Below are 23,143 nucleotides of genomic sequence, written 5' to 3' on the forward strand. Positions count from 1 at the left end.
AGGATTAGCTTCCTCCGATCTTCTGCTAAAGCTCCTTTCAGCTTATGGAGCTTCTCTCTTTAACAGGGCTTCGGCGTACTCAGATCCGTCACTCGAGATTCGTATGTATTCTACGAGAAATTATAGACAAGCGGCACGCCAATGTCAATGCTCTGTCCTCATCCGCAAAAAATGGATCATCATCACTTTTAAAACAGCCGTCGCAGGAACAGCCAGAATCATCCCGACGATTCCCGCAAGCTCCCCTCCGGCGAGGAGCGCAAGCATGATTACGACCGGATGCATTTTAAGGCTTCTGCCGACAATGAACGGACTAAGGATATTGCCCTCCATAAACTGCAGAATAAACACCGTAATCACCACAACAAGAACCGCCTTCACTGAGATCGTCATCGCAATTAACAATGCAGGAACAGCTCCAATGAAAGGGCCAAAATACGGAATGACATTCGTGATCCCAGAGATAAGGCCGAGTATCAGCGGATACGGAAGCCCAAATACCCAGAACGTAAAGCCGGCAATCACGCCGAGAATCAAGCAGACCAAAAGCTGCCCGCGGATGTAATCTCCAAGAGAGTCATCCACATCGCGCAAAAAGGCGCTGCCACGCTTTCTCCACGACTTCGGAGTCAGGTACCATACCGTCTTTTTCATTAGCTCAATGTCCTTTACCATATAAAATACAAGAAAAGGGATCGTTGCCGCAATTAAGAAATAATCAAGCACGTTTCGGATTCCGCTGATCGCACCCTCGATCGTTCCAGCAAAAAACGCCTCCGTCTGGCTGATCATTTTATCTATACGGTGATGCATACCATCAGGCCAATCATCCGTATGATTATGCACATGAAGAAGGAGCCCGTTATACGTTTCGGCAAACATCGGTATATTTTCTGACAACTCCGTCAGCTGCACGATGAGAACAGGCACCCCCTTATACAGCGCCCAGCCAATCCCGCCAAAAAAAAGAACATAAATAACCAAGATGCTCAAAGTCCTAGGCAATCCTTTGTCATGCAGCCATTCTGTGACCGGAAGCAATAAATAAGATATAAAAATGGAAATAATCAAGGGAATAAAGATCGTTTTTATGACGTACCAAAAGGGTGTCCATAACATATCAAGCATAAAAAAGACGTAGACTGTTAACAGAACCAGCAAACAAATGGCCACCCATAACAAAAGCTGCACCGGTTTTTGAAGCATCTGCTTTCACCTCACCTATATCTTTTGAGGTTTACACAGAATTATTCTTTTATGTTTTCAGCCAGTCCTAAGTCGTGGACATTTTTTCAGATCGTTTAGTGTGTTTTTAAATCCGCTATGCTATCTGAAATTACCCGAAGCGGCTGATAGAAGCGTCGTGCTCCACCGGGCTGAGCTACACTGACTTTGTTCTTTTCATGCCGCAAGCGCTTCGCTGCATGTTTCCGCCCATTAGATACATCGCTTGCTGTTGTGATTGCTCTGCCCGAACTGATCAGACGGTGGTTATTTTTTTCGATTTACTTACGGCACCTTATGTATGTGGCAGTCAATTACTCCCTTTCAGTCCGGCAAATATAGAAAAGGATACTCTTTAGAGAGTATCCTTTTTGCATTAAAACATTTTCATCATTCTTCTTCTCATCCGCTTCATGCTTCGATTATTCAGCATGTCAGATTGAGTCGCCATTCGGTACACGAGAGCTCCGGCTCCCATTGCCAAAAGAGAAGTCATCGTCCGATTCATCCTGCGCATCTCCTTTCATGATTAAAAATTGATGCTGCGTTCATCCTCAGAAAACAAATCATCCAAGCTGCTTAACGTTCCGTCTTCTTCCACCTGATGAGTTGCAATCTTCCCTTTCGCCACAGTCAGCTCAATAAAACAGCCCCAGCAATAATATTGGTTCACGCCGATTTTCCCGATATCCTTACTTTTGCAATTCGGGCATATAAGCATATCTCACACCTCTATCCGTTCAGAACGATCTCGTCTTTCCGCACCTCGACAAGCGAATCCGCTCTTTGGATCTGGCGCTTGCTTCCCGCCAGGTCAGAAAAGAAACCGTCCGAGAGTTCATATGCTACGATTATGCCCCTGTCCAAACAAAAGTATACATCTTCCAGCATCCCCAATATATCCCCCTCTTGCGATTTCACAAGCTTCATTTTCATCTGCTCGTATGTGAAGCATGATTTCGGAAGAGGCAGAAGCTGTTCTGAACTGACCGAAGCCAATATGCGGTCATCAAGAACGGAAGAGATATCACACGCCCGTAATAGCGCATGATGATGATGCAAAAACCGTTTTTGTGCAAGAATAAACCCGAGACAATCTCCCTGCAGAGAAAAACAAATATCAGAAATTGCCCCGAGATAACAAGAAGTTCGTTCTGAGTATACTGGGAATCCTTCTACTTCATGGCATGTTCTCAAAGTGTGATCAACCACCTTTTGTTGAACAGGCTTAGGTTTTGCTTTGCGCCTTAGACTCATACGATGAAATCAATTCCACTGCAAATGAAAAAAACTCCCGCTTACACGGGAGCATGTTTACAGCTGTTCTTCTTTCATAAAATCAAATGGTGTAATGCCTTCCATGCCAATGTTGGCGTCGTGTACGCTGAATGGGAGCTCTTTTTGGAGAGCCTCAAGCTCGGCATCCATTTCCTCAACCTGTACGGACAGCCTGTTTTTTAAGGAGGTCTGTCTGACAGTTGCATCATTATTTTTCACGCCCCACTCCAGCGCCTCCTCTTCCCCGCATAAAATGAGAAATTTCTTCGCTCTTGTAATCGCGGTATAAAGAAGGTTTCTTCTGAGCATTCTATAGTAGCCTTTCACAACAGGCAAAACCACAATCGGAAATTCACTTCCCTGCGATTTATGAATAGAACAGCAATACGCATGGGTAAATTGATTAAAATCTTTTTTCGTAAACGTCATTTCATTGCCATCAAAAGAAACGACGGCCATGTCTTCTTTTTCTGTATTTTCCTTTGCATAAAATATCGACGTAATTTCGCCAATATCTCCGTTGAATACATTGTTTTCCGGCTGATTGACAAGCTGCAAAATTTTATCTCCGGTTCTGTAGACAACATCCCCGAACTTCAATTCTCTCCGTTTTTCTTTAGGAGGATTTAAAATATCCTGCAGCATCACATTCAACTCATTGATGCCGGCTTTTCCTCTGTACATCGGAGCGAGGACCTGAATGTCCTTTGCCGTATAGCCTTTTTTCAATGCATTGGCGACAACTTTTTCAACAACTTCTTTAATTTGCGAGCCTCCGCAGCGAATAAAGGATCGGTCCTTTGTGGGGGCAGTCAAATTGTTCGGCAGCAATCCATTTTTCATCTGGTGGGCAAGCTCGACGATTGATGACCCCTCAGCCTGGCGGTAGATGTCTGTCAGTCTCACCGTGGGAATCACCTGGGATGCCAGCAGGTCTCTGAGCACTTGTCCCGGACCGACGGAAGGCAGCTGGTCTTCGTCTCCTACAATGATGATTTGTATATGATCAGGGATCGCCTTGAACAAATGATTCGCCAGCCATATATCAAGCATACTGGCTTCATCGATAATTAACAGCTTCCCTTCGATCGGCTGATCCTCTGTATGAGTAAAGCCTTCAGCACCGTTCCAGCCAAGCAGCCTGTGTATCGTGACTGCAGGAAGTCCCGTTGATTCACTCATTCGTTTTGCTGCTCTCCCTGTCGGAGCGGCCAAAACAATCGGAAAAGCTTCATCCTTTTTATAAGCTGACGGGTCTAGTGACACACCGTGAAGCTCTCCGTAGAGCTCGACAATCCCTCTGATAACCGTCGTTTTCCCTGTTCCTGGGCCGCCTGTTAAAAGAAGCATCGGCGAGGAAAGAGCTTTTTGAATCGCTTCTTTCTGGCTGGGGGCATACTGAACGTTCATCCGTTCTTCCAATTCCCCCAAAGCGAGCAAAAACTCTGATTCGGGAAACTGGTCATCATATTCAGTTTGGCTTGCGATATGTTTCACTCGCTTAGCAACATTTTGTTCAGCGTAAAACAGCGATGGAAAATAACAGCGTCCATCTTCTATGACAATGTCTTTATTTTCTCCAAGAGCAATAATCGCGTTAGCGGCATCCATTTCTGTGATGCGCTGATCTTCCTTTGCTGACTGGTTTAACAGTGATTGGGTGTCGATGATCAGCTGCTCCGTTTCTATGTACGTGTGCCCCTCTGACAGACAAGTCGTTTCAAGCGTGTACAGAATCGCAGCTTTTACCCGCTCAGGATGGTTACCCGAAAGACCCATTCTGCCGCCCAGCTCATCCGCTTTCCCAAACCCGATGCCTTCTACGTCCTTCACAAGCTGATAAGGATTTTCTTGAATTTTTTCAAGCGTCTCGGATTCATAGGCTTGATAGATTTTCATGGACAGCTGCGGGCCAAAGCCAAACTGGTTCAGGGAAATCATGATTTGCTCCAGCCCCTGATGCCGCTGCAAGGCACCGGCCAGCGTGTCTGCTTTCTTTTTTGAGAGCCTCGGAACATCATAAAGCACTGAAGCGTCAGCCAATATTTTGTTAATGGCGCTGTCGCCCAGCTTTTTCACAATTTCTTCAGCTGTTTTTTTGCCGATTCCCTCGAATAAATCACTCGATAAATATTGTATAATGCCTTCCTTAGTCGTCGGTATCTCTTTTTTGAAATGCTCCGCTTGAAATTGGAGCCCGAATTTCGGGTGTGTTACGATCTTTCCGTAAAACGTGTAGGTCTCTTCTTCTTGAAGCGCAGGGAAGTAGCCCGTCACGGATACGGCTTTATCTTCTATGGCTTCGGAGGTCTCTGTGACTTTCACTTTCAGAACCGTATATAAATTGGTGTCATTATGATAGATGACTGTGTTAACTGTCCCTTTTAAATAGGGCTCTTCCTCCAGTTTAAGCTGATCCGGATGCTGCTGCACGAGCTTTCCCTCCTCCTGTGCCTATTATGATGGGTCGATCAGTTTTTTAGCATGAAGCGCAAGCATATGATCTGGCTGGATATCGATCGCCTTGTCCAGCATTTCCAGCGCTTTTTCTCGGTTTTCTTTATAAGCATAAGCGACACCGGCATTATAAAATGCATCTGCATGCCCGGGATCTTGCTCTGTTACAGCTGAGAACTGGCTGAGCGCTTCGTCCAGCATGCCCTCATTGGCTAAGCACATCCCGAATTGAAAGCGTGCTTCCGTATCGTTTTCATTCAGCTCAACCGCTCTTTGTAAATATGGCAGTGCAAGCTTAGGCTGTTCGAGCTTGACAAGAACCGTTCCGAGCATGTAAAACAGGTCGCCGTTTTCCATCCCCGCACGAAGCGCTTTTTCAAACATGTCTTTCGCTTCTTTGTACATTTCTTTTACAACATAGACATTTCCTGCTCCATAATAAGCAGTGGCTGCGCTATTGTCTAATTCTAGCGCTTTATCATAAAACGCAAGCGCACGTTCCAGCTCGTTTACGGATGAAAGCAGGTTGGCAAAATTGATATACGGAATCGCGTCTTCTTTATTTTCTTCAATCGCTTTTGTAAATGCCTCTGCCGCTTTCTCGTAATCGCCTTCCTGCATCGCCTCTATACCGAGTTGATTATAATCCACCGATCATCTTCCTTTCACTAAAAAACCCCAACTCAGTGTTGAGGTTTCTCATCTTTTATACGTACCACAATTTTGTTCCGTCTTTGTACACATCATCAATTGTCCCGCCGCCAAGGCATTCTTCACCGTCATAGAAGACAACGGCTTGTCCCGGCGTTACAGCTCTGACTTGTTCATCAAAGATGACTTCCGCTTCACCTTCGCCAGTCATGCGCACCGTCACTTTATGATCTTCTTGACGGTAACGGAATTTAGCCGTGCAGGAAATTTCTTCGCCCTTCATGATATCCGAACGTACCCAGCTGATATTTGTTGCTGTGATTTTGTCGGAATATAAAAGCGGGTTATGGAACCCTTGATCTACGTAGAGGATGTTCTTTTCAAGATCTTTCCCTACCGCAAACCACGGCTCGCCGCTTCCGCCGATGCCAAGGCCGTGACGCTGTCCGATCGTGTAGTACATCAACCCGTCGTGGCGGCCTTTAACTTCGCCGTCCATCGTCATCATATCGCCCGGCTGTGCAGGGAGATATTGGCTGAGAAACGTTTTAAAGTTACGTTCGCCGATAAAGCAGATGCCTGTACTGTCTTTTTTCGTCGCCGTTGCAAGTTCTGCTTCTTTGGCGATTTCACGCACACGGCTTTTTTGAAGTTCGCCGATCGGGAACATGACTTTGCTCAGCGTATCTTCTGTCAGCTGATTCAAAAAGTACGTTTGATCCTTGTTTTCATCAATGCCGCGCAGCATTCTGACTTTTCCGCCGCTTCTGTCTACTCTTGCATAGTGGCCAGTCGCTAAATAGTCAGCGCCAAGTGACAATGCATGCTCCAAAAAGGCCTTGAATTTAATTTCTTTGTTGCACAGTACATCCGGGTTTGGTGTTCTGCCTGCTTTATATTCATCAAGGAAGTATTGGAATACCTTCTCATAATATTGCTTTTCAAAGTTTACGGCATAATACGGGATTCCGATTTGGTTGCAGACGCGGATCACATCTTCATAATCCTCTGTCGCCGTGCAAAAACCGTTTTCGTCCGTGTCATCCCAGTTTTTCATAAAGATTCCGATTACATCATAGCCCTGTTCTTTTAACAGCAGGGCCGCCACAGATGAGTCTACTCCGCCGGACATGCCGACGACGACTCTTGTATCCTCCGGCCGTTTTTCCATTTCATTCACTCCAATAACTAAGCCACCTTATTGTGTCAGTCGTTTGACAACGTCGGCCACATGTTTGGCAGCAGTTTTCACTTGCTCAGCCGTATTGCCGAGACCGAAGCTGATTCGAATAGAGGACGTCAGCCTGTCACTCTCTTCTCCGAACATAGCAGTCAGAACATGTGACGGCAGGACTGAACCGGCCGTGCACGCTGAACCGCTTGAGACAGCGACACCCGCCATATCAAGATTGACCAGCAGCGCTTCCACTGACACACCGGGGAAATAAAGATTCAAAACATGCGGCAGACTATGCTCTTTGTCCCCGTTGATCTCGAATGCCACACCTGCATCTTTAAGCGTGTCGGCAAAGATTGCTTTAAACGATTGATACTTCTCGTTTTTTTCGTCCCGTTCTTCCCTTGACAGCTTAATCGCTTCTTTCAGCCCGACAATGCCCGGAACATTTTCTGTTCCGGCACGGCGTTTTCTTTCTTGCTCTCCTCCGAATAATAGCGGTGAAAGCTTCACATCTTTACTCGCATATAAAAAGCCTGTCCCTTTTGGCCCGTTGAGCTTGTGCCCGGAAACAGACAGAAGATCAATATGGCTGTTTTTCACATCAATTGGCAGCAACCCGAACGCCTGAACAGCATCGGTATGAAAATACGCTTTGTGTTCCTTCAGCAGCTCACCGATTTCATCGATCGGCTGCACTGTTCCGACTTCATTATTTCCATACATCACTGTCACAAGGATTGTATCATCACACAGTGCTTCTTTCACCTGTTTTGCACTGACTCTTCCATTTTGGTCAACGTCCAGATACGTTATGTCAAATCCGTCTTCCTCCAGTTTTTCACATGTGTGAAGCACAGCATGATGTTCAATTTTTGTCGTGATGATATGTCTGCCCAGATCTTTACGTGCAAGCGCGGTTCCCATAATCGCCAAGTTATCAGCTTCCGTGCCCCCGCTTGTAAAAATGATCTCCTGCTCTGCCGCTCCGATTTCTGCTGCGATCTGCGCTCTTGCTTCATCCACCCATTTTCGAGATTCTCTGCCAAATGAGTGAATACTGGATGGATTACCGAAACTGCCTGAGAAATGCGGTATCATTTTTTCCAGCACGCGCTCATCCATCGGAGATGTTGCGGCATGATCTAAATAAATCCGTTCCATAATGTTTACACCTCTGATCTAAATATAGAACATATAAGCTTCTTGCTCTCCGTCTGTATAGCTGGCAAGATCCTCTAATGTTGTACTGTCTAAAACCTCTTTTACAGCGTCTCGGATGCGAATCCAAAGCTCACGCTTGGCAGGCTCCTCATCTTCCAGCACTTCAACAGGGCTGATCGGCCCCTCTAGCACACGGATAATATCTCCTGCCGTAATGGCATCCGGCTCACTGCCTAATACATATCCGCCATATGCGCCTCTGATGCTTTTCACTAAACCGGCATTACGGAGCGGCGATACCAGCTGCTCCAAATAATGTTCGGACAAATTATTCGTCTGTGCGATGCTTTTTAATGAAGTCGGGCCTTCACCATGCTTTTTTGCAAGCTCGATCATAATGGTGAGCCCGTATCTTCCCTTAGTTGATATTTTCAACATGAACACCTCTGTTATTTCATGATTTTCCACATTTATAATGGTAATTTCTATATGTTTCGTCCGTTTATTATCTAATAGACCAACTGTTATTATAACATACCTTCAGCGAATTTTCATTGAGGCAAAAGGAAACGGGCCTTTCCCCTTTTCTAATGTACGGTTTTCCGTTACCCTGTAATTAAGTAAGGAGAGATGATAGATGAAGCCATTGGCATATCGGATGCGTCCGACAAAAATAGAGGATATTATCGGCCAGCAGCATCTGGTGGCTGAAGATAAAATTATCGGCAGAATGGTCCAGGCAAAACATTTGTCATCCATGATTTTGTACGGGCCGCCCGGAATTGGAAAAACATCAATCGCCACAGCAATCGCCGGTTCAACAAGTATTGCTTTTCGAAAGCTGAATGCTGTCATTAACAATAAAAAAGATATGGAAATCGTCGCCCAGGAAGCCAAAATGTCAGGCCAGGTGATTTTGATTCTGGATGAAGTCCACAGGCTGGATAAAGGAAAACAAGATTTTCTATTGCCCTATTTAGAAAATGGGATGATCATTTTGATCGGAGCAACCACGGCTAACCCGTATCATGCCATTAATCCGGCGATCAGAAGTCGGACCCAGATTTTTGAGCTTGAGCCGTTAACACCTGAACTGATCAAACAAGCGCTGGAAAGGGCCCTTCATGACGAACATCGAGGCCTCGGCACATATTCTGTAACCATTGATAACCAGGCGATGGAGCATTTTGCTCACGGATGCGGAGGAGATGTCCGCTCCGCTTTAAATGCACTTGAGCTGGCCGTGTTGTCAACGAAGGAGTCAGCAGACGGTGTGATTCATATTACATTAGACACTGCGGAAGAATGTCTGCAGAAAAAGAGCTTTTCTCACGATAAAGATGGTGACGCGCATTATGATGTGCTGTCCGCTTTTCAAAAATCGATCCGCGGCTCTGATGCCAACGCTGCTCTTCACTATTTGGCAAGATTAATTGAAGCCGGTGATCTGGAGAGCATCGCAAGACGCCTGCTCGTCATCGCCTATGAAGATATCGGCTTAGCAAGCCCGCAAGCCGGTCCGAGAGTGCTGCACGCTATTCAGACCGCTGAGCGAGTCGGTTTTCCCGAAGCGCGAATCCCGCTAGCCAACGCAGTCATTGAGCTTTGCCTCTCACCGAAATCAAACTCAGCCATTCTGGCAATTGATGAGGCTCTGGCTGATATCAGAGCCGGAAAAATCGGAGATGTACCGAAGCATTTAAAGGACGCGCATTATAAAGGAGCTCAGGAATTAGGAAGAGGAATTGACTATAAATACCCGCACAATTACGACAATGGATGGGTCGAACAGCAATATCTCCCTGATCCTTTAAAGAATAAGCAATACTACAAGCCGAAACAGACAGGAAAGTTCGAATCCGCCTTAAAGCAGGTGTACGACAAATTAATGAAAAGAAAATAAAACAAAAACAGCCTTGCTCTTCAAGGCTGTTTTTATGCGTTATTTATCCTTTACGCGTTTGATTTCAATGTCTTTCAAAAGATCCATGACAACATGTCCGCCCATAATCAAGCCTGCGACTGACGGCACAAACGCATTAGAGGATGGCGGCATTTTCGCTTTACGGATTTTCGCTTCGTCATTTCCCACTTCTTTTCTGACATCTTCCCGAATGACAATCGGGCTTTCATCAGAAAAAATCACTTGAACGCCTTTTTTGATGCCCTCTTTGCGTAATCTCGTACGGACGACCTTCGCAATTGGATCAGTGTGCGTTTTTGAAATATCTGCGATTTGGAAGCGTGTCGGGTCCGTTTTGTTCGCGGCACCCATGCTGGAAATGAGCGGAATATCCCGTTTCAGACATTCTTTCATTAAATGGATTTTATAATGAATCGTGTCTGACGCGTCAATGACATAGTCGAGATTATAGTCAAAAAATTGCTCATACGTTTCTTCCGTATAGAACATTTTTAACGCGATCACTTCGCACTCCGGGTTAATGTCAGCGATCCGCTCCTTCATTAAATCAACTTTCGGCTGTCCGACAGTTGAAAGCAGCGCGTGAAGCTGACGGTTTACATTTGTAATATCCACATCATCTTTGTCGACAAGCAGAATGCGGCCGACGCCTGACCGCGCGAGCGCTTCCGCCGCGAACGATCCGACTCCGCCAACCCCAAGTACAGCCACCGTGCTGTTTTTCAGCGTTTCAAGGCCTTCTTTTCCGATAGCTAATTCATTGCGTGAAAACTGGTGTAACAAGAACCTCACTCCACATTCGTATTCTGGTTTCATCTATAAAATGGCTGATTCATGGGCAGCCGTTTTTCTGCGCACAAAAAATAAAGTCCCAATAGTGCCGTTTCAGCTTTCCTTTGTTTTGAACCCGCTCTCAGCAGGTGGGTGCCCTCTTTTAAATCTTGTAAGTCCTCTTTACCGAATGAAAAGAGGCATGTACGCCATTTAAAAATGCGGGCTCCCAAATCAAAAAAATGTTCGGTCAAAACTAGGTGTACAACTAACACATCAGGACTTTATTTAACTTGTCAAAATCATATCACAGACGATTTTGATTTTCAAGAATCGAACTGCACATTCAGTTCTTAACTTTTTTCTTGATAGAAAGATGAAGCTCATCAAGCTGAGCATCGCTTACTTCGCCTGGCGCTTCTGTCATCAAGCAGCTTGCGCTTGCCGTTTTCGGAAATGCAATCGTATCTCTCAGGTTCGTACGTCCAGCTAGAAGCATAACGAGACGGTCTAAGCCGAGTGCGATTCCGCCGTGCGGAGGAGCGCCGTATTCAAATGCTTCCAGCAGGAATCCGAACTGTTCAGCCGCTTCTTCTGGTGAGAAGCCGAGAAGCGCAAACATTTTTTCCTGAATATCCTTTTCGAAAATACGGATTGAACCGCCGCCAAGCTCATAGCCGTTTAAAACGAGGTCATAGGCTTGTGCTTTCATGTCTTCAGGCGCTGTTTCAATCAGCTCAAGGTCTTCGCGGACAGGCATTGTGAACGGATGGTGCGCTGCGTAAAAACGGCCTTCTTCCGGATCATGCTCTAATAGCGGCCAGTCGATGACCCATAAGAAATTGAACAATTTTTCGTCAATCAGTCCGCGTTCTTTCCCAAGCTTTAAGCGCAGGGCGCCGAGTGATGCGGCCACAACTTCGAATTGATCCGCTCCGAACAGCAGCAAATCACCTTCAGCAGCATCAAGTGCTTCAATCAGCTTAGACTGCTTTTCTTCATCAAAGAATTTAGCGATCGGGCCTTTCACTCCGTCTGCCTCAACTTTCACCCAGGCAAGCCCTTTTGCCCCGTAGTTTGCAGCAAAAGCGCCAAGAGCGTCGATGTCTTTTCGGGAGTAGTCGCCAGCACCGTCTTTTACGTTGATGGCTTTGACCACGCCGCCGTTTGCTACAGCTGATGAGAACACTTTAAATTCCGTATCCTTTACAATGTCAGACACATCCGTCAATAGCATGTTAAAACGCGTATCCGGTTTATCAGAACCGTACTTGTTCATTGCTTCGTCATACGTCATTCGAGGGAGAGGAAGCTTAAGTTCCACACCTTTTGTTTCACGCATAACCTTTGCCATCATCTCCTCAGCCAATGACATAATGTCTTCCTGGCTCATAAAGGACATTTCAATATCAATTTGCGTAAACTCAGGCTGGCGGTCCGCGCGCAAGTCTTCATCGCGGAAACAGCGGGCAATTTGATAATATCGTTCAATGCCTGATACCATCAGAAGCTGTTTAAATAGCTGCGGGGACTGCGGCAGCGCGTAGAACTCACCTTCATGCACACGGCTCGGCACCAAGTAGTCACGTGCGCCTTCAGGCGTGCTTCCTGTTAAAATCGGCGTTTCAATATCAAGAAACCCGTTTTCATCTAAAAAGCTACGAACAGCTTTCGTCACGTTATGGCGCAGCTGCATCGTCTGGAACATAGCTGGTCTGCGCAAATCTAAGTAACGGTGTTTTAAACGAACATCCTCTGATACGTCTTCTGCTTGATCAGAAATCGCAAATGGAGGTGTCTTTGCAGCATTTAATACGTTCACTCCATCAGCATGTATTTCGATCGCGCCTGTTTTCAAATTCGGATTAACTGTTCCCTCTTCACGCGCCACCACTTTTCCTTGAATATCAAGCACGTATTCATTTCTGATGCCTTCCGCAATAGCAAGCGCTTCTTTTGACACATCAGGGTTAAAAACGACTTGAACAATTCCCGTACGGTCACGCAAGTCAATAAAAATCAATCCGCCGAGGTCCCGTCTTTTTTGGACCCAGCCTTTCAGCGTTACAGATTCACCGATTGCTTGTTCAGTTATTTCACCGCAATAATATGTTCTACCAAACAATGTGTTCCACTCCTTATCCCTTTTGGTTTGCCTTCATTACATGTATAAATTCATCAAGTGCCACTTCAATCTGTTCGCCCGTCTGTGCATCCTTTACATTGATTTTGTTTTGGGCCAGCTCATCTTCACCCAAAATCGCAATAAATCTCGCATTCAAGCGGTCAGCTGTTTTAAACTGGCCTTTCATTTTCTTATTTTCATAATCGATTTCACTGGAAATGCCTGCTTCTCTCAGTTTGTACACCAATGAAACAGAATAATCCTTGGCTTTTTCGCCGAGTGTGACGATATAGCAGTCGATCCCCTTATCAACAGGCAGCTCTCTTTTTTCAGCATCAATTGCGGCAAGCAGGCGTTCGATGCTCATCGCAAATCCGATGCCCGGAGCTTCAGGTCCGCCGATCTGTTCGACAAGTCCGTCGTAGCGTCCGCCGCCGGCAAGTGTCGTAATCGCGCCGAAGCCCTCCGCATTGCTCATAATTTCAAATGCGGTGTGGTTGTAATAATCCAGCCCCCTCACAAGGTTCGGATCAATTTCATACGAAATGCCAAGATCGTTTAAGTATTGTTTCACTTTCTCAAAATAAACGGCTGATTCTTCATTTAAATATGTCAAAATCGAAGGTGCCGATTTTATCAGCTCATGATCACGGTCTTTTTTGCAGTCCAAAATTCTAAGCGGATTTGTGTGCAGCCGTGACTGGCAGTCTGAACAAAATTCTTCGATGCGAGGCTCGAAGTGTTTCACGAGCGCTTCTCTGTAGCTTTTGCGGCTAGCTTGATCGCCGAGGCTGTTTATGACAAGCTTTACGTTTTCTAAACCTGCTTTTTCATAAATACTCATCGCAAGCGCCATCACTTCAGCGTCTATTGCTGGGTCTTTCGAGCCAATCGCTTCAATTCCAAACTGATAAAACTGGCGGTAACGACCCGTCTGAGGACGTTCATAACGGAACATCGGCCCTACATAATAAAGCTTTGTCGGCTGTACAGGATTCGCGAACAGCTTGTTTTCATTAAAAGCGCGAACCGCCGCAGCTGTTCCCTCCGGACGAAGCGTCAGGCTTCTGCCTTTGCGGTCCTCGAAGGTATACATTTCTTTTTGTACGATATCCGTTGATTCTCCGACGCCTCTGGCAAACAGTTCTGTATGCTCAAAAATCGGTGTGCGGATTTCTTTATATTGATAAGTGCGGCAAGTGTCTCTCATAATTTGTTCAACAAACTGCCAGCGATCTGATTCTCCAGGCAGAATATCCTGTGTTCCTCTTGGAATGTTATATCCCATAAGTAGACCTCCTTATGTATTCCTTTTAAAATATACAATTGTCGTTCATGATGAAAATGAAAAAAACTCCCGCCCCTACTATACATGATAGTAGGGACGAGAGTTATACCCGTGGTGCCACCCTAGTTGGAATATGTTCATATTCCCGCTCGATCCTTTAACGCAGGTTCACGTTCACTGCCTAATGACGTTATTCACGCGTTCAGCAGGAAACCTCCGGAGTGTTGTTTCGAGAAAGACGCAATGGGATCCGCTTTCAGCCTGGGGCGGGTTCCTCTCTAGCCATGCAATCTGACCTACTCTTCTCCATTATTGGTTCAAATCTTTCATCATTTGCTATGTACTCAATTTCTATTATAATAATGGGATTGGGGTTCTCTGTCAAGCTTTATTCCGGTTGTTTTTCCTCAGCGCTGCTTCTTTGGACATAAGACCAAATTCAGATGCTGTTTCCGTTAGATAACCAGTCGTATCGGGATCTGCGTGATCGCTGTAATGCAGATTTGCTTCACCGTCTTGAAATGCCCGTCCCATTTTTGGATGATATTTCATGATTTGCACACCTTTTTGATTGTATTTACGCTTAGTATAAACAAATCATTTTATTTTTATTTAAAAATCAGAAAGGACTTTACGATATTAAACAAGAATGCTTTTTTAATGATCATCTGAAAGGAGGAAACAATGAGCAAGAAATACTTTGTCCTTATTGTATGTATTATTTTCACCGGAGCGCTTTTCCCGACATTTTCATCCGTTACAGCCGCTCAAGGAGAAGCAGTCATCGCAACAGATGAAATGAATGTCAGAAGCGGCCCGGGGCTTAGCTACGGCATTACAGCGGAAGTAAAAAAGGGAGAACGCTATCCCATTTTAAAGGAAGATGGAGACTGGGTGCAGATCCAGCTTGGTTCCGGAGAAAAGGGCTGGGTAGTCTCCTGGCTAATTACAAAGGAACACCAGGCCAGCACAAGCTCTTCAGGAAGCAGGGACACTGTGACATCAACAGACCCCGATCTGCGGATGAGAACCGGTCCGGGCACTTCATACGAAGTCATCGGCAAATTCCCTCAAGGCAGCCAAGCATCTGTCCTTGAGAAAGATTCCGGCTGGATCAAGATTTCCTATCAAAATGCCACCGGATGGGTATCATCTGAATATGTCACGTCAGGAGGCAGCAGTTCAGCATCTAATGAGAGTGACCAAACCGAGGATTCCGGTGCGTCAACGACGGGCACAGTCGGTGTTTCTTCACTAAATGTAAGAGCCTCCGCCTCACATGACGCGGCAATTATAACAAAACTTGACCGCGGAACGAAACTGACGGTTCTCAACGAGAAAAATGGCTGGGCTCACATTGAGGTGAATGGGCTGAAAGGCTGGGTTGCAAGCCATTACCTTTTGACTAATTCTGATCCAGCTGAGAATTCGGCAAATGCAAGCAGTTCGTCCTCCGCTAAAAAAGCCTATATTATGTACGGAGGAACGAATCTAAGAAGCGATGCGTCAACATCAGCTTCGATCGTTGAGCGTGCTGCCAAAGGAGATTCATACACCATTACCGGTTCAAAGGGAAACTGGTATGAAATCAAGCTTGATAACGGGCAGACTGCTTATGTAGCCAATTGGGTAGTCCAAACATCTAAAAGCGCAGAAGAAGCAGGTGAACCGCCAGTCTCTGATTCCCCGTCTGGAAACGGCTCTCTCAACAATAAAACGATTATTGTTGACCCGGGACACGGAGGAAAAGACAGCGGCACGATCGGGTATTCGGGGAAATTCGAGAAAAACCTGACGATCAAAACGGCAAAACTGCTCGCCAGCAAACTTAGATCGGCTGGGGCAGATGTGTATGTGACACGCCAGGATGATACCTTTGTCAGCCTGCAGTCACGGGTCTCCACGTCTCACTATCGCAACGCTGACGCCTTTATCAGCATTCACTATGATAGCTATGCGGATACCTCTACAAGAGGCAGTACTGCATACTACTACAGCCCTGCCAAAGATCAGGAACTCGCATCAGATGTACACTCTGAAGTGGTAAAGCGGTCTTCCATTCCAGACCGCGGCGTATTATTCGGGGATTATTATGTGCTCCGGGAAAACAGACAGCCCGCTATGCTGTATGAGCTGGGATATGTAAGCCATCCGCAGGAAGAAGCCATTGTACATAGCAATTCATACCAAGAAAAAGTAACAGATGGGATCGAAAGCGGATTAGAGAAATACTTCCAATAAAAAAAGCTGCCTCTTGGCAGCTTTTTTTATTTTGAATCCATTATAAGCGTGACCGGTCCGGAGTTTGTAAGCTGAACATCCATCATGGCTCCAAACGTTCCGGTCTCTACTTTGATTCCTTTTTCACGAAGCAGGTCATTCCATTTTTCATAAAGGCCTAAAGCTTTATCAGGTTTGGCCGCATTCATGTAGTTCGGCCGGCGCCCTTTTTTCGTATCTCCATAAAGCGTAAATTGTGAGACAGATAAAATTTCTCCTCCTATATCTAAAAGAGACAGATTCATTTTTCCTTCACTGTCATCGAAAATACGGAGATTGACAACTTTATCGGCTAAATAAGCTGCATCCTCTTCTGTGTCATCGTGAGTGATGCCGACCAGCACCATGAGGCCTTGTCCAATTTGGCCGACGACCTCTTCGTCCACTGTAACGCTTGCTTCTGTTACTCGCTGAACAACTAATCTCATTTTCTAACCCCTTTAGTTCATGACGCGGCGCACAGAGTAGATATCTCTAATCTGTTTAATACGCTCGACGACTTTGTGCAAGTGATTGATGTTCTGAATAAAAATCGCCATATGAATGGTTGCCACTTTATTTCGATCCGATTTGCCAGAGACAGATGAAATATTTGTTTTTGTTTCGTTCACTGCCTGAAGCACCTCGTTCAGCAATCCGCGACGGTCGTACCCAAGAATCTCTATCTCAACATTGTATTCCTTGCGCTTTTGAACCTGTGACTCATGTTCCCACTCTACCGGGATCAGCCGCTCTTGGGCTTCATTCGTTTTGACATTCGGACAATCTTCGCGATGGACCGAAACCCCTCTGCCTTTTGTGATAAAGCCGACAATATCATCACCCGGCACAGGATTGCAGCATTTTGATAAACGGACAAGGAGGTTGTCGATGCCCTTGACGCGAACACCAGCTTCCCGTTTTCTTCCTTGAGGGTATGGCTTAGGTTCCCCGGTGACTTCCTGAACGATCTTTTCCTGCTCTTCCTGATCGCGCTGTTTTCTCTCTTTTTCTGTTAGGCGGTTTGCCACCTGCAGAGCTGTAATACCGTTGTAGCCGACCGCTGCGTACATATCTTCTTCATTTGAGAAATTAAATTTGTCAGCAACCTTTTGAATATTCTCCGGTGTTAAGACATCCTTCAATTCAAAATCCAGGTTTTTTATTTCTTTTTCGACCAGTTCACGGCCTTTTTCGACATTTTCTTCACGTCGCTGTTTCTTAAAGAATTGACGGATCTTATGCTTCGCTTGGGATGTTTGGGCAAGCTTCACCCAATCCTGGCTCGGACCATAGGAATGCTTAGAAGTGAGAATTTCAACGATATCACCCGTCCGAAGCTTATGGTCAAGCGTAACCATTTTTCCGTTCACTTTGGCACCGATTGTTTTATTGCCGATTTCAGAGTGAATCCGGTAAGAAAAATCAATCGGAACAGAACCGGACGGAAGCTCGATTACATCTCCTTTTGGCGTAAAGACATACACCATGTCAGAGAACAAATCAATTTTGAGCGATTCCATAAATTCTTCTGCATCTGTCGATTCATTTTGAAATTCTAAAATTTCACGGAACCAAGAAAGCTTTTTCTCAAAAGTTGCGCCTTCATTGGCTGCTTTCCCTTCTTTATAAGCCCAGTGAGCCGCAACCCCGTATTCAGCGATTTCATGCATTTCGAAGGTGCGGATCTGCACTTCCAGCGGATCGCCTTTAGGCCCGATAACCGTTGTATGAAGCGATTGATACATATTCGGCTTCGGCATTGCGATATAATCTTTGAATCTGCCGGGCATCGGTTTCCAGCATGTGTGAATGATGCCGAGCACCGCGTAGCAGTCCTTTATGCTATTCACAAGAATACGGACAGCCAGCAAATCGTAAATTTCATTAAATTGCTTATTTTGCAGCACCATTTTTCGATAAATGCTGTAAATATGTTTCGGACGTCCCGAGAAGTCAGCCTTGATATTCACTTCTTCGACACGTTTCTTCACTTCATTGACAACCTCATCGACATAAAGCTCACGTTCTGCGCGTTTCTTCTTCATGAGGTTGACAATTCTGTAATATTGCTGAGGATTCAAATAACGGAGCGCCGTATCTTCCAATTCCCATTTAATTTTTGAAATCCCGAGACGATGCGCCAAAGGAGCAAAAATTTCCAGTGTTTCATTGGAGATTCTTCGCTGTTTTTCTTGAGGCAGATGTTTCAGTGTCCGCATATTGTGAAGACGATCCGCCAGCTTGATCAATATGACCCTGATATCTTGAGCCATAGCGACAAACATTTTGCGATGATTTTCCGCCTGCTGTTCCTCTTGAGATTTATATTTAATTTTGCCGAGTTTTGTTACGCCGTCTACAAGCATTGCCACTTCTTCGGAAAATGCTTCTTTCAGGTCATCGAGCGTCACATCTGTATCTTCCACGACATCGTGCAAAAATCCGCCCGCAATTGTGGAAGGGTCCATTTCAAGATCGACGAGAATCCCCGCAACCTGAATCGGATGAATAATATATGGCTCGCCCGATTTGCGGTATTGCTCGCGGTGAGCATCTTCAGCGTACAGATATGCTTTTTCGACAAATGCGATATGCTCATCAGATAGATAGCTTCGCGCTTTATCAATAACTTGCTCGGCAGTCAATACTTGTTCGTTCGCCATGGAATCACCTTTTTTAAAATGTAAACTGTATTGTAGTTTATTATCAAGAAAAAAACGAAAGATGTAAAGAGCAGAAGTTCAAATAGCCAAATATTATATAAAATAAATGCAAAACAATAGGAAAAAAGCACCCTGACATGGAGTGCTTTTTTCGTTATGCGATTATCCTTAGTATTTCATTAATGTTAAGATGTCATAATCTTCCAACTTATCTCTGCCGTCAAGGTAAGAAAGCTCGATTAAGAAAGCGATACCAGCAACAACGCCGCCAAGTTCTTCAACAAGTTTGATTGTCGCTTCAATTGTGCCGCCTGTCGCAAGCAGGTCATCTGTAATAAGCACACGCTGACCAGGCTTAATCGCATCTTTGTGGATCGTTAATACGTCTTTTCCGTATTCCAAGCCATAATCCACTTTGATTACTTCACGAGGCAATTTGCCTTCTTTGCGGACCGGCGCGAAACCTACGCCAAGCGCGTAAGCAACGGGACAGCCGATAATAAAGCCGCGCGCTTCAGGGCCAACGACCAAATCGATTTGCTTTTCTTTCGCATATTCAACAATTTGATCTGTGGCATAGCGGTATACATCGCCTTTATCCATCAGTGTTGTAATATCTTTAAATTGCACGCCCTCTTTCGGGTAATCCGGTACAATTGTTACGTATTGTTTTAAATCCATCTGTTTTATGTCCTCCTCGTACTTTCATAAGCCTCTGAATCTTGTTTCATCAGCTTATTCAGCCATTCCTTCAGCTCTTCAGCAGAAGAATAATTCAGCTTTTGATCCAGTTCCATCAGCTGCTGTTTCACCTGATATGTTTGTGAGTCTGTTAAGTCGCGTTTCTTTGCTCCGCTCACAACAGACAGCACACCATTCTCTATTTTAACAAAACCGAGATCAAAAAACACCTTTGTCATGAAATTGATTGTTTCAACGGGCCAGCCTTTATGTTTTGCAAGCTCTGAACCGTGTTTTTTCACATCAAAAGCGCCTCTTTTCAGCAAGAACGCATAATACCATTTAAAGTGGTCTCTTGCGGGAAAAGTCGATAAAAAGTGGTCCTCATGATTGAGAAAAATAAAATATATCCGCTCAGGCGCCTTTCCTTCCAGCAAACGTGCGAGCATGTCCAACGAAGGCGGCGGATCCAGCAATACAATATATGCACCATCGAGGTCAAACGCCTTTGCTTGATCTTCTGAGCTGATGACCTGCACTTCTTGACGAAGGCCTTCAGTTTTAAGAAGTGTTGTTGAGTCTTCTTTGAAAGAGACAATGGCCCGTTTAGCAGATGGAAGGGCGGAAACTGTATCTTCCCACGTCCGTTTTCCCCTTAAATCAAACAGCTGCCATTCAGAAACAGCGGCATCCTTTATCATAAGCTGCGGTTTTTTCCGATTGTTCCATTCGTTGATTGACATCTCACCGACAATGGAAATTCTTGATCCAGGTACGATGCCTTCTTCGAGCTCACCTTTATTAAAACCGACGCAATCAAGCTGAGACGACTCATTTTTGATCGTCATTTTGACATGAGTTTTATTTGCCCCTATCTTGCGGACATCTTCCAGTACTGCGTTTTCTACGAGAACGTGCGGTTTCGGGTTCAGCATGCCAAAAGGAGAAAGCATGTTCATTTCTGTGATGCTTTCAACTGTAATGTCCTCGACGCTGCAGACAAGGTCGACTTCCTGTACAGGAACAAAATCCTCTTCCGTAAGCGTATTGTCCGCTATTTCATTCAGCCTGCTTCGCAAATTCGGCACATTTTCGGCTTTCAGCGTCATCCCCGCTGCCATTGGATGGCCGCCGAAATGAGGAAGAATATCTCTGCATTCAGAAAGGCTCTCAAATAAATTAAATCCCCTGATGCTTCGGGCCGAACCTTTAGCGATCCCCTTTTCTTCATCAATGCCAAGCACAATAGCAGGGCGATAGAAACGGTCCACAAGCTTTGAGGCCACAATCCCGACGACTCCCGGGTTCCATCCGGCTTTTGCCACGACAATTGCAGTTTGATCGAGCCCTTGCCGTTCAACCATTTCAATCGCTTCATCCGTCATTTTGCTGACCATTTTTTGGCGCTCTTTGTTCAGCTGGTCAATTTCTGCGGCAAGCTCTTCCGCTTCAAACGAATCCTCTGACATGAGCAAATGAACAGCTGGGTCCGCCTGTTCGATTCTTCCGACGGCATTCAGCCTTGGAGCGAGCTGAAATCCGACAGTTTCTTCGTTCGCTTCTCCAATGTCTCCGCCTGACAGCTTAATCAGTTCTTTTAAGCCGAGCCGGTTTGTCCGCCGGAGCCTTTCAAGTCCTAGTGTTGCAATTAATCTGTTTTCGTCATGCAGCGGGACAAGGTCAGCAATGGTGCCGATTGCCGCCAGGTCAAGCAGTTCATCCGGAAGTTCACCCAATAAAGCATGGGCCAGCTTAAACGCGACTCCGACCCCTGCAAGCTCTTTAAACGGGTAAGTGCAGCCCGGCTGCTTCGGGTGGACGATCGCATGGACATCCGGAAGCTCCGGTCCCGGTTCATGATGATCTGTAATAATGACATCCAGCCCGAGTTCTTTCGCCACCTTCGCTTCATGCACAGCGGCAATTCCTGTATCAACCGTAATGATCAAAGAGAAGCCCCGTTCTTTAATCGAACGAAACGCCTGTTCATTAGGTCCATATCCTTCTTTAAAACGGTCAGGTATATAAAAATCAACTTGAGCCGATAGTTTTTGCAGCGTGTGAAGCATCACTGACGTACTGGTAACCCCATCGGCGTCATAATCGCCATATATCATAATCTGTTCTTGTTGTGAAATCGCCTGTTTTATTCGATCTGCCGCTTCTTTCATGCCTTTCATTTCAAAAGGATCATAAAAATCGGCATCCTTTGTATGTAAAAACAGCCTAGCGCTTTCTGCCGTATCAAAGCCTCTTTTTACAAGCAGGGACGCAACAAGAGGTGTTATATGCAATTGTTCTGTGAGTGATTTGACCTTATCCTGATCTGGTCGCTGGATTTCCCATCGCATTTTTGACGCTAACATAAATTCACCCCTCAACCACCCTATTATACTAGAGCAGGCTGAAGGGTTTCAAATAATATTCGAAAACTAGTCTTTTTTCTCAATCATGGCTGAAGCATCCTGTGTGTCGGTCTGATCAGCAAGCTGGATATCCTCTTGTTTATGGATTGCAGCTCTATTTTCTTTCCGCAGCGTTTTGATTTCCCGCTTTAATTTCATCACCTGAAAAATGCCGACAGAAAATACAATGAGCGCTCCCATTAAAACCGAGCCTAAAATAACAAGAATAAGCGGCCATTCTGACCTGCCAAACAGGTAATCAACTTCTACGGATCGAACATTAATAACTGCAAAAATAGCGACAATTAAGGTAAAAATAAGTGCGAAAATAATGGTCCATTGTTTATTCATTCTCTTTCCCCCAAACTTTTTATTGAGGTAACTTTCCCTATCAAGACTGGTTTTAAACATGGCTTAACACTAGGTTAAGCCATGTTTGCGGTCAATTTTTCCCGGATCAGCCTCTTCAGTCCGTTTCCCTCACCGGACATGACAAGTGTATCGCCTTCATCAATGATTGTTTCAGAGCTCGGATTTAGTTGTTTATCCTGATTCTTCTTAATCATTGCAATGACCGTCACATGATATTCCTGCCCCATATCCAAATCACCAATCGTCTGATGAATGGCAGGCGCTCCCGCTTCTGCTTTACACCACTCTATCATAAAATCATCAAGGGCTGACTCAACCTGTTCTATTGCTTTCGGTTTATATGCCATTCCGCCAAGAATTGCAGAAATCTGCCTTGCTTCAGCGTCATCAAGCTGCATGGAGGCAACACATTCTTCATGGTCGTTTTCGTCAAAATAGTAAAGCTCTCTCCGTCCGTCATGATGAATGATAATTGAAATTTTATCACGGTTTCTAGTAACCATTTCAACTTTTTGTCCTATGCCCGGCAGCTCTGATTCGCGAACCCTCATATATAAACCCTCCTACATATCTGAAAACCAGTCACAAACACGTTTAACACCATATATATGTTTAAATGTAAGCGTATGTCATTATAGCAAATGCCTGTTTTAAGTTCAATGAAACTTCAAAAAACAGGCTGTCCTGCAGAGGACAGCCTG

At 45.2% G+C, this 23,143-nt stretch carries 21 protein-coding genes, 1 other RNA gene, 1 pseudogene and 1 other annotated feature; of the genes and pseudogenes, 3 read left to right on the forward strand and 20 right to left on the reverse strand.

The features are described 5' to 3' along the window. Positions 1–144: 144 nt before the first annotated feature. A complete protein-coding gene (locus JQX68_RS13810) occupies positions 145–1,206 on the reverse strand; it encodes an AI-2E family transporter (RefSeq protein ID WP_147772303.1) in 1,062 nt (353 codons plus the stop codon). 102 nt (positions 1,207–1,308) lie between these two features. On the opposite strand from JQX68_RS13810, the pseudogene JQX68_RS21980 reads away from it, so the two are divergent. Continuing rightward, positions 1,309–1,566 (forward strand): annotated as a pseudogene (locus JQX68_RS21980) (amino acid ABC transporter permease); the annotation flags it as partial. A 34-nt stretch (positions 1,567–1,600) separates the two neighbouring features. Here JQX68_RS21980 and JQX68_RS13815 read toward each other — a convergent pair. From JQX68_RS13815 to cymR, 8 genes are all read right to left on the reverse strand, one after another. Beyond that, positions 1,601–1,732: a DUF3918 family protein gene (locus JQX68_RS13815; protein ID WP_014664797.1), complete on the reverse strand. Its 132-nt coding sequence runs from the start codon at positions 1,730–1,732 to the stop codon at positions 1,601–1,603. Between the two features lie 21 nt (positions 1,733–1,753). Then, positions 1,754–1,945, reverse strand: a complete 192-nt coding sequence (locus JQX68_RS13820) for a hypothetical protein (protein WP_003225893.1) — start codon at positions 1,943–1,945, stop codon at positions 1,754–1,756. An 11-nt stretch (positions 1,946–1,956) separates the two neighbouring features. Further along, the gene (locus JQX68_RS13825; protein ID WP_082032957.1) at positions 1,957–2,481 is read right to left on the reverse strand and encodes a PRC-barrel domain-containing protein; all 525 of its coding nucleotides are present in this window, start codon (positions 2,479–2,481) and stop codon (positions 1,957–1,959) included. Positions 2,482–2,538: 57 nt separating this feature from the next. Further along, positions 2,539–4,935, reverse strand: a complete 2,397-nt coding sequence (gene recD2, locus JQX68_RS13830) for an SF1B family DNA helicase RecD2 (protein WP_014664799.1) — start codon at positions 4,933–4,935, stop codon at positions 2,539–2,541. A gap of 24 nt (positions 4,936–4,959) precedes the next feature. Beyond that, positions 4,960–5,580, reverse strand: coding sequence for a tetratricopeptide repeat protein (locus tag JQX68_RS13835; RefSeq protein WP_206696623.1), 621 nt, complete (start codon positions 5,578–5,580; stop codon positions 4,960–4,962). A gap of 85 nt (positions 5,581–5,665) precedes the next feature. Next, complete coding sequence (gene mnmA, locus JQX68_RS13840; RefSeq protein ID WP_004398509.1) at positions 5,666–6,781, reverse strand: tRNA 2-thiouridine(34) synthase MnmA; 1,116 nt, start codon at positions 6,779–6,781, stop codon at positions 5,666–5,668. 27 nt (positions 6,782–6,808) lie between these two features. Then, positions 6,809–7,951 carry a cysteine desulfurase family protein gene (locus tag JQX68_RS13845; RefSeq protein ID WP_147772304.1) on the reverse strand — a complete coding sequence of 381 codons (1,143 nt, stop codon included), beginning with the start codon at positions 7,949–7,951 and terminating at the stop codon, positions 6,809–6,811. Positions 7,952–7,969: 18 nt separating this feature from the next. After that, positions 7,970–8,386 (reverse strand): cysteine metabolism transcriptional regulator CymR, encoded by a 417-nt coding sequence (gene cymR / locus JQX68_RS13850; protein WP_003225879.1) that lies wholly within the window; start codon positions 8,384–8,386, stop codon positions 7,970–7,972. 202 nt (positions 8,387–8,588) lie between these two features. Between cymR and JQX68_RS13855 the strand changes: the two genes are divergently transcribed. Then, on the forward strand, positions 8,589–9,854 hold the full coding sequence (locus tag JQX68_RS13855) for a replication-associated recombination protein A (protein ID WP_147772305.1): 1,266 nt from the start codon (positions 8,589–8,591) through the stop codon (positions 9,852–9,854). A 39-nt stretch (positions 9,855–9,893) separates the two neighbouring features. Here the strand turns inward: JQX68_RS13855 and JQX68_RS13860 are convergent, their stop codons facing one another. The 5 genes from JQX68_RS13860 to JQX68_RS13880 form a co-directional block, all read right to left on the reverse strand. Beyond that, the gene (locus JQX68_RS13860) at positions 9,894–10,658 is read right to left on the reverse strand and encodes a tRNA threonylcarbamoyladenosine dehydratase (protein ID WP_014664803.1); all 765 of its coding nucleotides are present in this window, start codon (positions 10,656–10,658) and stop codon (positions 9,894–9,896) included. A gap of 81 nt (positions 10,659–10,739) precedes the next feature. After that, positions 10,740–10,932, reverse strand: a non-coding RNA gene (gene ssrS, locus JQX68_RS13865) — 6S RNA. 60 nt (positions 10,933–10,992) lie between these two features. After that, on the reverse strand, positions 10,993–12,771 hold the full coding sequence (gene aspS / locus JQX68_RS13870; RefSeq protein WP_069149972.1) for an aspartate--tRNA ligase: 1,779 nt from the start codon (positions 12,769–12,771) through the stop codon (positions 10,993–10,995). A gap of 13 nt (positions 12,772–12,784) precedes the next feature. Next, positions 12,785–14,059 carry a histidine--tRNA ligase gene (gene hisS, locus JQX68_RS13875; protein WP_205440317.1) on the reverse strand — a complete coding sequence of 425 codons (1,275 nt, stop codon included), beginning with the start codon at positions 14,057–14,059 and terminating at the stop codon, positions 12,785–12,787. 89 nt (positions 14,060–14,148) lie between these two features. Continuing rightward, positions 14,149–14,381 (reverse strand) — a binding site (T-box leader). A 59-nt stretch (positions 14,382–14,440) separates the two neighbouring features. Continuing rightward, complete coding sequence (locus JQX68_RS13880; RefSeq protein ID WP_014664807.1) at positions 14,441–14,611, reverse strand: YrzK family protein; 171 nt, start codon at positions 14,609–14,611, stop codon at positions 14,441–14,443. Positions 14,612–14,743: 132 nt separating this feature from the next. Here JQX68_RS13880 and JQX68_RS13885 point away from each other — a divergent pair, with 132 nt between their 5' ends. Continuing rightward, positions 14,744–16,300: an N-acetylmuramoyl-L-alanine amidase family protein gene (locus JQX68_RS13885; protein ID WP_205440318.1), complete on the forward strand. Its 1,557-nt coding sequence runs from the start codon at positions 14,744–14,746 to the stop codon at positions 16,298–16,300. A 26-nt stretch (positions 16,301–16,326) separates the two neighbouring features. Here the strand turns inward: JQX68_RS13885 and dtd are convergent, their stop codons facing one another. The 6 genes from dtd to JQX68_RS13915 form a co-directional block, all read right to left on the reverse strand. Beyond that, entirely contained in the window at positions 16,327–16,767 is a 441-nt protein-coding gene (gene dtd, locus JQX68_RS13890) for a D-aminoacyl-tRNA deacylase (protein ID WP_040082299.1), read from the reverse strand. 12 nt (positions 16,768–16,779) lie between these two features. After that, positions 16,780–18,984: a GTP diphosphokinase gene (gene relA / locus JQX68_RS13895; protein ID WP_003229747.1), complete on the reverse strand. Its 2,205-nt coding sequence runs from the start codon at positions 18,982–18,984 to the stop codon at positions 16,780–16,782. 168 nt (positions 18,985–19,152) lie between these two features. Beyond that, positions 19,153–19,665: an adenine phosphoribosyltransferase gene (locus JQX68_RS13900; RefSeq protein ID WP_014477521.1), complete on the reverse strand. Its 513-nt coding sequence runs from the start codon at positions 19,663–19,665 to the stop codon at positions 19,153–19,155. Positions 19,666–19,670: 5 nt separating this feature from the next. After that, complete coding sequence (gene recJ, locus JQX68_RS13905) at positions 19,671–22,031, reverse strand: single-stranded-DNA-specific exonuclease RecJ (RefSeq protein WP_147772307.1); 2,361 nt, start codon at positions 22,029–22,031, stop codon at positions 19,671–19,673. 66 nt (positions 22,032–22,097) lie between these two features. Then, positions 22,098–22,421 (reverse strand): LapA family protein, encoded by a 324-nt coding sequence (locus JQX68_RS13910; RefSeq protein WP_014664812.1) that lies wholly within the window; start codon positions 22,419–22,421, stop codon positions 22,098–22,100. Between the two features lie 74 nt (positions 22,422–22,495). Further along, entirely contained in the window at positions 22,496–22,993 is a 498-nt protein-coding gene (locus tag JQX68_RS13915) for a cation:proton antiporter regulatory subunit (protein WP_014664813.1), read from the reverse strand. Positions 22,994–23,143: the final 150 nt, after the last annotated feature.

This window comes from Bacillus sp. LJBS06 (genome assembly GCF_016924995.1).
Taxonomy (GTDB): Bacteria; Bacillota; Bacilli; order Bacillales; family Bacillaceae; genus Bacillus; species Bacillus stercoris.